This window comes from Sphingobium sp. MP9-4 (assembly GCF_005281675.1).
In the GTDB taxonomy this organism is placed as follows: Bacteria; Pseudomonadota; Alphaproteobacteria; order Sphingomonadales; family Sphingomonadaceae; genus Sphingobium; species Sphingobium yanoikuyae.
In genome coordinates this window covers 32,024-42,853 of record NZ_LUFI01000047.1, presented here as the reverse complement: position 1 = coordinate 42,853, position 10,830 = coordinate 32,024, and the positions used below count along the sequence as shown (strand labels likewise).

11 protein-coding genes are annotated in these 10,830 nt (G+C 67.5%); 1 reads left to right on the top strand and 10 read right to left on the bottom strand.

What is annotated here, in order from left to right:
• The 7 genes from trbL to trbB all read right to left on the bottom strand — a co-directional run.
• A partial coding sequence (trbL, locus tag A0U87_RS15675) for a P-type conjugative transfer protein TrbL (protein WP_137405677.1) occupies nucleotides 1-870 on the bottom strand: 870 nt, incomplete at its 3' end.
• 1 nt (nucleotide 871) lies between these two features.
• Nucleotides 872-1,159, bottom strand: a complete 288-nt coding sequence (gene trbK-alt / locus A0U87_RS15670) for a putative entry exclusion protein TrbK-alt (protein ID WP_061937655.1) — start codon at nucleotides 1,157-1,159, stop codon at nucleotides 872-874.
• A gap of 5 nt (nucleotides 1,160-1,164) precedes the next feature.
• The gene (gene trbJ / locus A0U87_RS15665) at nucleotides 1,165-1,923 is read right to left on the bottom strand and encodes a P-type conjugative transfer protein TrbJ (RefSeq protein ID WP_061937658.1); all 759 of its coding nucleotides are present in this window, start codon (nucleotides 1,921-1,923) and stop codon (nucleotides 1,165-1,167) included.
• The gene (trbE, locus tag A0U87_RS15660) at nucleotides 1,920-4,409 is read right to left on the bottom strand and encodes a conjugal transfer protein TrbE (RefSeq protein WP_061937661.1); all 2,490 of its coding nucleotides are present in this window, start codon (nucleotides 4,407-4,409) and stop codon (nucleotides 1,920-1,922) included. Before trbE ends, trbJ begins: the two co-directional genes overlap by 4 nt.
• Nucleotides 4,406-4,675, bottom strand: coding sequence for a VirB3 family type IV secretion system protein (locus A0U87_RS15655; RefSeq protein WP_061937664.1), 270 nt, complete (start codon nucleotides 4,673-4,675; stop codon nucleotides 4,406-4,408). Before A0U87_RS15655 ends, trbE begins: the two co-directional genes overlap by 4 nt.
• Entirely contained in the window at nucleotides 4,675-4,971 is a 297-nt protein-coding gene (locus tag A0U87_RS15650) for a TrbC/VirB2 family protein (RefSeq protein WP_235600767.1), read from the bottom strand. The genes A0U87_RS15655 and A0U87_RS15650 overlap by 1 nt, the downstream gene beginning before the upstream one ends.
• A 32-nt stretch (nucleotides 4,972-5,003) precedes the next feature.
• Entirely contained in the window at nucleotides 5,004-5,990 is a 987-nt protein-coding gene (gene trbB, locus A0U87_RS15645) for a P-type conjugative transfer ATPase TrbB (RefSeq protein WP_061937669.1), read from the bottom strand.
• A 299-nt stretch (nucleotides 5,991-6,289) separates the two neighbouring features.
• Here trbB and A0U87_RS15640 point away from each other — a divergent pair, with 299 nt between their 5' ends.
• Nucleotides 6,290-6,520 (top strand): hypothetical protein, encoded by a 231-nt coding sequence (locus A0U87_RS15640; RefSeq protein WP_061937672.1) that lies wholly within the window; start codon nucleotides 6,290-6,292, stop codon nucleotides 6,518-6,520.
• Here the strand turns inward: A0U87_RS15640 and A0U87_RS15635 are convergent.
• From A0U87_RS15635 to A0U87_RS15625, 3 genes are read right to left on the bottom strand one after another with little or no spacing between them, the layout of a single operon-like run.
• Nucleotides 6,517-6,939, bottom strand: coding sequence for a CopG family transcriptional regulator (locus A0U87_RS15635; protein ID WP_061937675.1), 423 nt, complete (start codon nucleotides 6,937-6,939; stop codon nucleotides 6,517-6,519). The two genes, A0U87_RS15640 and A0U87_RS15635, sit on opposite strands and share 4 nt — an antisense overlap.
• Before the next feature lie 11 nt (nucleotides 6,940-6,950).
• Complete coding sequence (locus tag A0U87_RS15630; RefSeq protein ID WP_061937678.1) at nucleotides 6,951-8,924, bottom strand: conjugal transfer protein TraG; 1,974 nt, start codon at nucleotides 8,922-8,924, stop codon at nucleotides 6,951-6,953.
• A gap of 14 nt (nucleotides 8,925-8,938) precedes the next feature.
• Nucleotides 8,939-10,699, bottom strand: a complete 1,761-nt coding sequence (locus tag A0U87_RS15625; RefSeq protein ID WP_061937681.1) for a DUF3363 domain-containing protein — start codon at nucleotides 10,697-10,699, stop codon at nucleotides 8,939-8,941.
• Nucleotides 10,700-10,830 lie beyond the last annotated feature (131 nt).

Sequence of the window (10,830 nt, the reverse complement as noted above, 5' to 3'; positions counted from 1 at the left end):
AGCGGCGCCACCGGCCAGCGCGCCACCGGCTGCGAGCACGGTTCCCGCTGCGGCCCCTGCGCCAAGCGCCGGGCCGCCGGAGACGATGCCATTGGCGATCGACGGGCCGAAGATGCCGAGCCCGAGCAGGCAGAGCGAGGCAAGCGCGACCGCCATCGCGTCCTCGATGCTCGGCTGCGCGCCGCCGAATCCGGCGCGGAACTCGTCGAACAAGGTCGAGCCGATGCCGACGATGACGGCGAGCACCAACACCTTGATGCCCGACGAGATCACTAGGCCAAGCACGCGCTCGGCCATGAAGGCGGTCTTGCCGAACAGGCCGAACGGGATCAGCACGAAGCCGGCGAGCGTCGCCAGCTTGAACTCTATCAGCGTCACGAAAAGCTGGATCGCCAGAATGAAGAAGGCGAGGATGACCAGCAGCCAGGCAATCAGCAGCACCGCGATCTGGATGAAGTTCTCGAAGAACGCGACCCAGCCCATAAGGTCGGAGATCGACTGGAGGATGGGTTCGCCGGCCTCCAGCCCGACTTGCGCGACGCGGCCCGGCTGGAGCAGCTCGGCGGCGGTGAAGCCGGTGCCGGACGCTTTCAGTCCGAGCCCGGCGAAGCTCTCGAAGACGATGCGCGCCAGGCTGTTCCAGTTGCCGATGATGTAGGCGAAGACGCCGACGAACAGGGTCTTCTTGACGAGGCGCGCAATGATGTCGTCGCCTTCACCCCACGTCCAGAACAGCGCGGCCAGGGTCACGTCGATGACGATCAGGGTGGTGGCGATGAACGCCACCTCGCCGCCGAGCAGGCCGAACCCGCTGTCGATGTAGCGGGTGAAAACATCCAGAAAACGATCGACGACGCCGGTGCCGCCCATGTCAATTCTCCTGCGGGGTAGCGCCATCGGCGCGCGCGCCGGGCGCAAGGAACCGGCGGCGGTTCTCGGCCCAGGCGCGCAGGCAATCGGGGTCACTTGCCCCGGCCGCGCCGATTGACTGGCAGCGGCGCAGCTCGATCAGCAGCGGGTCCGTCGCCGATTTCTTGGCGACGGCCGCCGGCCCCGCGCGCGGTGATTCGGGCGCACGGCTCATCTCGATCGCCGTCATCGTGATGGCGATGGCGATGAAGATGACGGCGCCGATGCGCGCGAGGAGCTTGCTGTCCATGACGATCAGTCGTGGAACATGCGGGCGTTGCCCGGCTGATAGCCGGTGGACCGGGTGAGGAAACGGCGGAGCCGCTCGCGGCTTTCGGCTTCGACGGCGGCGTTGCGCGCCGAATCCAGCGCCTGAGCCCGACCCTGCGCGGCGAGCAGCGCCGTCAGGTCTGCGAGCTGCTGCGATTGCAGCGCGAGAAGTTGATTGCCGGCCTGCGCGGCCTGAAGCGCGCCCGTCGCCGACTGGCTCGACGTGACCAGGCCGTCCATCGTCGTGCGCGCGCCGTCGATATTGCCGACGACGCCGGCCTGAACGCGAAGCGCGTCCTCGAACGCGCCGACGCTATCCTCCCAACGCGCATTGGCGTTGGCGACCATCTCCGCATGGGTGCCGGTGAGCGCCGCGCCCTTGTAGCGGCCGTTGAAGACCTGCTGGACGTTCTGCACATCATAGGCGATGCGCTGCGCCTCGCCGAGAAGCTGCTGGGTGCGCTGCACCTGCTGCTGCAACTGCTGGAGCGAGTTGAATGGCAGCGACGCCAGATTGCGCGCCTCGTTGATGAGGCTGGTCGCCTGCTGCTGGATTTGCTGAATCTGATTGTTGACCTGCTGGAGCGACCGCGCGGCCGTCAGCACGTTCTGCGCATAGTTGGTCGGGTCATAGACGATTCCGCCGAACTGAGCGTGCGCCGGCGTGGCGGCAGTGATGCCGATCATGCTCGACGTGGCGATGGCGCCGGCCAGCATGGCACGGCGCAGGATGGAGGTCTTCATGGGGTCATGTCCTTCAAGGCAAGGGGGAACTGGCCGGGTTCTTCCCGGCGGCCGGCCAGCGGATCGGATTGGGGATCGGGAAGAAGCTCGACCGCCCAAGCGCAGCCGCGACGACGCAGCCACTCGGCCGCGAACTCCGACTGCCCGTGGGCGGCGATGATTTCGGCGATGGCGAGCTGGTCGGTTTTGGCCGAGGCGGCGGCGAACGCCAGCGCGACCTCGCCCAGCCCTAGCTCGAACAGGCGATTGCCCCGCCGGCTCTGGCAGTAATAATCCCGCTTGGGCGTTGCCCGGCTCAGTATCTCGATCTGGCGGGCGTTGAGTCCGAACCGCTCATAGATGGCGGCGATCTGCGGCTCGGCGGCCCGCTCGTTCGGCAGGAAGATGCGCGTCGGGCAGGACTCGATGATGGCCGGCGCGATGTCGCTCGTCTCGATGTCAGCGAGGCTTTGCGTGGCGAAGACGACGCTGGCGTTCTTCTTGCGCAGCGTCTTCAACCATTCACGGAGCTGCGCGGCGAAGTCGGGGCTGTCGAGGACCAGCCAGCCCTCGTCGATGATGATAAGCGTGGGCGAGCCGTCCAGCCGATCGCCGATGCGGTGGAACAGGTAGGACAGAACCGCGGCGGCCGAGCCGGCGCCGACCAGGCCCTCGGTCTCGAACGCCTGCACGTCGGCTTCGCCGATCCGCTCGGCCTCGGCGTCGAGCAGCCGGCCCCATGTCCCGCCGATACAGTATGGCGCGAGCGCCTGCTTGAGTTGCTGGCTTTGGAGCAAGACGGCAAGGCCGGTGAGCGTCCGTTCGGTGGGCGGCGCGCTGGCGAGCGAGCCAAGTGCCGACCAAAGATGCTCCTTGGCCTGCGGATCGACCGCGACGCCTTCGGAGGCGAGGATCGCCGCCAGCCATTCCGCCGCCCAGGCGCGCTCCGCCGGATCGTCGATGCGCGCGAGCGGCTGGAGCTGCACGCCGTCGCCGGCCTCGTCGGCGAGCATCCCGCCGAGATCCTGCCAGTCGCCGCCCATGCCGATCGCGGCGGCGCGGATGCTGCCGCCGAAGTCGAAGGCGAAGACTTGGCTGCGTTCGTAGCGGCGGAACTGCATCGCCATGATCGCGAGAAGCACCGACTTGCCGGCGCCTGTCGGGCCGACGATCAGCGTGTGGCCGACGTCGCCGACGTGAAGGGAAAACCGGAACGGGGTCGAGCCTTCGGTTCTTGCGTAGAGCAAGGGGGCTGCACCGAAATGCTCGTCCCGTTCCGGCCCCGCCCATACTGCTGACAGGGGGATCAGGTGGGCGAGATTGATGGTGGAAATCGGGGACTGGCGGACGTTAGCGTAGGTGTGGCCGGGGAGACTCCCCAGCCACGCCTCGATCGCGTTCATGCCCTCGGGGATGACGGTGAAGTCGCGGCCCTGGATGACCTTCTCGACCAGCCGCAGCTTCTCGTCGGCGATGGCGGGATCGCGATCCCACACCGTCACGCTGGCGGTGACATAGGCCATGCCGGCATAGTCTGCGCCCAGCTCCTGCAGGGCGGTGTCGGCGTCGGCGGCCTTGTTCGATGCGTCGCTGTCCATAAGGGCCGACGCTTCGTTGGTCATCACCTCTTTCAAGATCGCCATGACGCTCTTGCGCTTGGCGAACCACTGACGTCGGATGCGGCTCAGCAGCTTGGTCGCGTCGGTCTTGTCGAGCATGATCGCGCGGGTTGACCAGCGATACTCGAAGGCGAGCCGGTTCAGCTCGTCAAGCAAGCCGGGAAAGGTCACGCTCGGGAAGCCAACGACAGTAAGCGTCCGCAGATGATGCTCGCCGAGCTTTGGTTCGAGCCCGCCGGTCAGCGGCTCGTCGGCCAGCAGCGCGTCGAGTTGCATCGGCGTTTCCGGCACGCGAACGCGCTGGCGGCGCGTCGAAACCGTGCTGTGCAGATAGGTCAGCGTCTCGGCATCATCGAGCCAGCGGACCTCGGGCACGAAGCCTTCGACCAGGTTGAGCACGCGGTCGCTGCGATCTGCGAAGCCCTTGAGCAGCTCGCGCGGATCGACGCCGGTGGTGGCGCGACCCTCGTAGAGCCAGCCTTCGGCGCGCGTGGCGTCCTCCGCCGGCGGCATCCACAGCAGCGTCAGGAAGTAGCGGCTCTCGAAGTGAGCCCCTTCCTCGCGGAACTGTTCGCGCCGCTCCATATCGACCAGCGCCGACACGGGATCGGGGAATGCGCCGCCGGGATAGTCAAGCGCGGGCGTGCGCTGCGCCTCGACGAAGATCGCCCAGCCCGATCCGAGCCGGCGCAGTGAATTGTTGAGCCGCGATGTTGTCGCGACCAGCTCGGCCGGCGTGGCGCTGTCGAGATCGGGACCGCGGAAGCGGGCGGTGCGCTGAAACGACCCGTCCTTGTTCAGCACGACGCCTTCGTCGACCAGCGCGGCCCAGGGCAGGAAGTCGGCAAGGTACGCCGCCTTGTTGCGGTATTCGCGCAAACTCATCATGGCCGCATCCAGCTCGGGTAACGGAGGTGGCGGCGGGCCACGTCCACGAATTGCGGGTCGCGGCGTGCGGCCCAGACGGACAGCGCATGGCCGATCACCCAGATGACCATCCCGGCGATCCATAGCCGCAGGCCGAGACCGATCGCGCCCGCCAGCGTCCCGTTGACGATGGCGAGCGAGCGCGGGGCGCCGCCGAGCAGGATCGGCTCGGTCAGCGCCCGGTGGACGGGGGCATAGAAACCCGCGATCGGCTCGCCCGCTTCCATCAGACCAGCGCTCCGCCGCCGAACGAGAAGAACGACAGGAAGAAGCTCGACGCGGCGAAGGCGATCGACAGGCCGAACACGATCTGGATGAGTTTCCGCGCACCGCCTGACGTGTCGCCGAAGGCGAGCGTCAGCCCGGTGATGATGATAATCAGCACTGCGATAATCTTCGCCACCGGCCCCTCGATGCTTTCGAGGATCGACTGGAGCGGCGCTTCCCACGGCATCGACGAACCGCCGGCATGGGCGGGAACAGCGAAGGTCAGCGCGATCACGCTGGCGGTGGCGGTAAGCATGGCGCGGTGTGCGCCATGCCGAAGGGCATGGATCATGGCAGGTCTCCGGCTTGGTGGTTGGTAAGGGGTGCGAGGCGGTAGTCGCCGGTCGCGGGGTCGAGCCCTTCGACGCGGGCCAACTCGGTGAGCCGCCGCCCGTGCGCGTCGCGGACCAGCACGGCGATGAGGTCAATGGTCTCGGCGATGAGCGCGCGCGGGACCGTCACCACGGCCTCCTGCACGAGCTGCTCCATGCGGCGGAGCGCGCCGAGCGCGGACCCGGCGTGGATCGTGCCGACGCCGCCGGGATGGCCCGTGCCCCACGCCTTGATGAGATCGAGCGCCTCGGCGCCGCGCACCTCGCCGATCGGGATGCGATCGGGGCGCAGGCGCAGCGACGAGCGCACCAACTCGGCAAGCGTCACCACGCCGTCCTTGGTCCGCATGGCGACGAGGTTGGGCGCGGCGCATTGCAGCTCGCGCGTGTCTTCGATCAGCACGATGCGATCGGTGGTCTTCGCCACCTCGGCGAGCAGCGCGTTGACCAGCGTGGTCTTGCCGGCGCCGGTGCCCCCCGCGACGAGAATGTTGGCGCGCGTCTCGACGCCGTGGCGCAGCGCCTCGGCGTGCCCCGCCGACATGATGCCGGCCGCCGCATAGTCGCCAAGCGTAAAGACGGCGACGGCGGGCTTACGGATGGCGAAGGCGGGTGCTGCGACGACGGGCGGCAACAGCCCCTCGAACCGCTCGCCTCCTTCCGGCAGCTCGGCCGACACGCGCGGGGAGCGGTCATGCACCTCGACGCCGACGTGGTGTGCGACCAGGCGAACGATGCGCTCGCCATCGGCGGCGCTCAGCGACTCGCCAGTGTCGCTGATCCCGTCACCGAGCCGATCCAGCCAAAGCCGACCGTCCGGGTTCAGCATCACTTCGATGACTGCCGGGTCGTCGAGCCAAGCCTCGATTGACGGGCCGAGCGCGGTGCGAAGCATCCGCGCGCCGCGTGACCTCGCTTCGGAACGGATCGGGTAAACGGTCAAGGATCAACCCCATAGATGGGCCGGGGCGAACCGCCGCTCGGCTGTCGGGGCACAGCAAGAGACGCAGAAATATTGGTGCAGCAATAGCTAGTTGCGGGCGTAGTAGAGAGGGCGGTAGATACGGTGCCGAAGGCGAGTTTTGTTCCGCTCGAGTGGAGTCCGCGCTTAGCTCATTCGCGCTTTATGCTGCAGTTGATTCGCCAGCGCGGCGGACGCTGCCAGCCGCGCTGAAGCGATCGATTCGTACCGAAGCGCGTTGACGATGAGGCTTGTAAGGGCCCCGATAGAAAGGATTACCCGTGAGCTTGATTATGGCGGTCGCGTTTCTTGCGGTGGGAGTTGGGGTCGTTCTTTTGATTAACCGGCGAGTATTCAACCGCCGCAATGTCGCGGGAGTTCAGGAGTTCAGCTCTTACGGTCACTCGCTTTTAGTCCGAATTTTCGAGATGATCGGCCGGATTGCGGCTTGGCTGTTCATACTGGCCGGGATAGGTGGTATCCTCTCAACATTCTTGGCTCAGCCACGCTAAGTGTCTGTTGAAGACTGCGATGAGACTTCTTCTGGAATTTCATCGAGCAAGCTCTTGCCACTGGCGAGGCGGCGGCCGAGTGTTTCCACGAAGCCCTCATAGCGCTGGCGCCCCTTCACCTGCGCTGCGGCCTGATCCTCCTCAGGTAGCGGTGGCGTCACCGCCAACCAGAATCTAACGAACAACGTCAGCGCCTCGGTCGTCAGGCCGGTGTTGCGCTCCAGGCGCTGCACCTGACGCGACAACCGATCAAGCCGGCGCGCGAATGCTGCCTCCATGCGGTCGGCGCCGTCTGGCGACAGGTATGACGACACCGCCGCCTCTACGATCGCCGACCGCGAGATGCGTCTTCGGATCGCCAACTCGTCGACCTGCTTGGCAAGCGCGGGCGGGAAATAGACGTTAAGCCGGGTTCGCATGGGCGTTGCTCCTACAGCTCGATGCCGTCGCCGGGATCGAGCGACGCCTGCCGCGCGAGCCCTTGCATCCGCCGCCGGACTGTCGCCTGACGCGCGGCGTCGTCCTGCTCGTCATCGACGATCGCAAACTCTTGGCTCGGGGGCGTCGTCTTCTCCGGCGCTATGGCGACGTGCTCGGGTAGCTCCGGCTCCCGGCGCAGTCCGCCGTTGGCGGCATCCTCCTGCGCGCGCACGATGCGCGCCACATCGGTGGGATCAGCGGCGGCGGCGCGCCCGGTCCAATCGTCGGGCCGCACCGCATCGACGGCAGGCATCGGCGCATCCATGATCCGCTCGGCGAGACGCCGATCACGGAAGTAGCGCGCCTTCTTCGCGCGGATCGGATGAACGCCCGCGACCATTACGATCTCATCGTCGGGTGGGAGCTGCATCACTTCGCCAGGGGTGAGGAGCTGCCGGGCCGTCTCCGACCGCGACACCATCAAATGCCCCAGCCACGGCGACAGGCGGTGGCCGGCATAGTTTTTCATCGCGCGCATCTCGGTCGCTGTTCCGAGCGCGTCCGACACGCGCTTGGCGGTGCGCTCGTCGTTGGTGGCGAAGCTCACGCGGACATGGCAGTTGTCGAGGATCGCGTTGTTAGGACCGTAAGCTTTCTCGATCTGATTGAGCGACTGAGCGATCAGGAATGCCTTGAGCCCGTAGCCGGCCATGAACGCCAAAGCGGACTCGAAGAAGTCGAGGCGGCCGAGCGCCGGAAACTCGTCCAACATCAACAATACGCGATAGCGGTTGCCCTTGGGGGTCAGCTCCTCAGTCAGCCGGCGCCCGATCTGGTTGAGGATGAGGCGGATCAGCGGTTTGGTGCGGGATATGTCGCTGGGCGGCACGACCAGATACAAGGTCGCCGGCCGATCGCCCTCGACCAGATCCGATATGCGCCACTGGCACGCCCGCGTCACCTGCGCGACGACGGGATCGCGGTAAAGGCCGAGGAACGACATGGCGGTCGAGAGCACGCCCGATCGCTCGTTGTCCGACTTGTTCAGAAGTTCGCGGGCGGCGCTGGCGACAACGGGATGCACGCCGGCTTCGCCCAAGTGCGGCGTGGCCATCATTGCCGCCAGCGTCTGCTCGATCGTCCGGCAGGGATCGGAGAGGAAGGAGGCGACGCCGGCGAGCGTCTTGTCGGGCTCGGCGTAGAGGACGTGCAGGATCGCGCCGACCAGCAGCGAGTGGGAGGTTTTCTCCCAGTGGTTCCGGCGCTCTAGCGAACCCTCGGGATCGACCAGCACGTCGGCGACATTTTGCACGTCGCGCACCTCCCACTGGCCGCGCCGGACCTCCAGCAGCGGATTGTAGGCGGCCGACGCGGCGTTGGTCGGATCGAACAGCAGCACGCGCCCGTGCCGGGCGCGAAAGCCGGCCGTGAGCGTCCAGTTCTCACCCTTGATGTCGTGGACGATCGCCGAGGCCGGCCAAGTCAGCAGCGACGGCACGACCAAGCCGACGCCCTTGCCGCTCCGGGTCGGCGCGAAGCACAGCACATGCTCGGGACCGTCGTGGCGCAGATAGTCGGCGGCGAGCTTGCCGAGCACTACGCCGTTCGCCCCCAGCAGCCCGGCCGCGCGCACCTCCCGCTCGGTCGCCCAGCGAGCGGAGCCGTAGGTCTCGGCGTTCTTTAATTCACGCGCGCGCCACACCGACATGCCGATGGCGACCGCGATCGACACGAACCCGCCCGACGCGGCGATGAACCCGCCGGTCTTGAAGATGTCGGGCGCATAGGCGTCGAACGAGAACCACCACCAGAAGAAGGCCGGCGGCGGATAGACCCGCCACTCGCCGAGTATGAACCAGGGCGGCCCCAGCTCGAGCTGATAAGCGAGCGCTGCGGCGGTCCACTGTGTCGCGCCCCACACGGCGGCCAGCACGATCAGGAACACGATGATGATCTGGCCCCACAATATCTTGGTCGCAGACATGGATTCTCCTGTCGTCAGAGGCCGAGGCCGCGCTTGCGGCCGAGCGTCCAGTCGACGCCGCCACCGGCGCGGACGACGCCCGCGACCTGCCGGCCGAGCTGTTGTTCGAGCGTGCTGGCCCAGGGCACGAGGCGGAAGCCTAGGCCGTCGTCGATCATCGCGAAGCGGCCCGAGGCGAGCGCGAGGCGTTGGCGGACAACGCCGGCGATCCTTTCGCCAGTGGCGGCCGGGCGGTAGGCAAGGCCGGTCTCGTCCGCGATCTTCGCGCCAACCGAGTCCAGCTCGCGCTTGCGGAGCGTGTCGAGCATCCCGCGCTCGAACACCGTCCGCTCGCCGAAGCGACGGGCGAGCCCTTCCTTGACAAGATGGTCGGTGCGCGCGTCCATCGCGCGGCGAACCTCGACGCCGAACCCGCCATCGGCGACGCTTGCGCCGCGCTCGATCAGCCGGTGGTCGAGCCACGTCGCGCCGGGCGCCCTGATCTGAGCGGCGAGGTCGAGATCCGAGCGCGCGGCGAGGATAAGGGCAGGCTTCTCCTCGCCGGCCCTTCCGATCGCGCGCAGCTCGACGATACCGCCGACCTTGGGGCTATGCTCCAGCGTCTCGATGCCGGGGAGCCGGACATGATGGGTGCGGCCATCGGTGCCGTCGATCACGGCGTAGGCCGTGCCGGTTAGCTCGTCGTGCAAGCCCTTGTCGATCAGCCTACCGGCGATCGGCTTCTCGGGCGCGCTGGTGACGACAGCGTAGCTGTCGAGCGGCCGGTCCTGCCCTCGATCCTTGAGGGCCGCGCTGATCGTGCGGATGATGTCGCTGCGCGTGCCCAGCTCGCGCAGCTTCGCCGCCGCGCCTTCGGCCACCGCCCACTGGCCGGTATCCCCTTCGGCCGCGAGCCCCATCGTTTCCAGATGCTGCAAGCGGCCGACCATCAAGCGGCGGAGCCGCGGATCGTCCGGGCCGGGCCGCTCGGGTCGTAGGTCGATGATTCCCATCTCGTCGGCGGAGCGCTGGATCTCGGTGTCGAGCCGGGTCCAGCGCTCCGCCGTCACCTCGCGGTCGAGCGCATGCTGCACCTCATGCTCGGGCTTCGGCCCAAGCTCGGCGAAGGCCAAGTCTTGCGCGCGCGAGCGGAGATTGTGGCTGATGTAGTCGCGGGAGATGACGAGATCGGCGCCCTGATCGGTAACGCCGCGCACAAGCAAGTGGACATGCGGATTGTCGGTGTTCCAGTGATCGACCGCGACCCAATCGATCCGCGTTCCCAGGTCTGTCTCCATTTGGCGCATAAGGTCGCGGGTGTATTCGCGCAGGTCGGTCAGCTCGGCGGCGTCCTCGGGCGAAACAATCACCCGGAAATGGTGCCGGTCATCCTTGCACCGCTCGGTGAAGCCGCGGTCGTCGGCGTTGTCCCCAGCCGCATCGAACATGCACGTAGGCGAGCCGTCGCGGGTAACGCCGTCGCGCTTCAAATAGGCGACGTGCGCGGACAGCGGCGCGGAGCGTCGGCCGCCCCGGTTGCGGGTGGTCACGGGTAGCATCTTGACCATGACGCGACGGCCGGAGCCGAACAGGCGGCTGCGGGCAAACGCGGTGCGTCCCCGCCCGAAGGTCGATTGCACACCCCGGCGCGCGCCGCCGGCGCCGCCACGTCGGCCGCCGCTGTGGATCGCGGCAACCCGCAGCACCTCCGCAACCAGACCGCGCGCGTTGCGGCCCTGCGACTTGCTGCGCTTGGACTTGCCTGGCCGGACGCGGAACTCGCCGTCCTCGCTCATGGCCGGGGCGCTTTCGGCCGAAAATGGCCTGTGGTGCCGTTCGAGGCGTTGATATTGCTGGCATTTCCCTTCCGCGCGGCACGCGCGCCGACCGATGCCCCCGCGTGAAGCCACGGAAAAGCCTCGGCTTT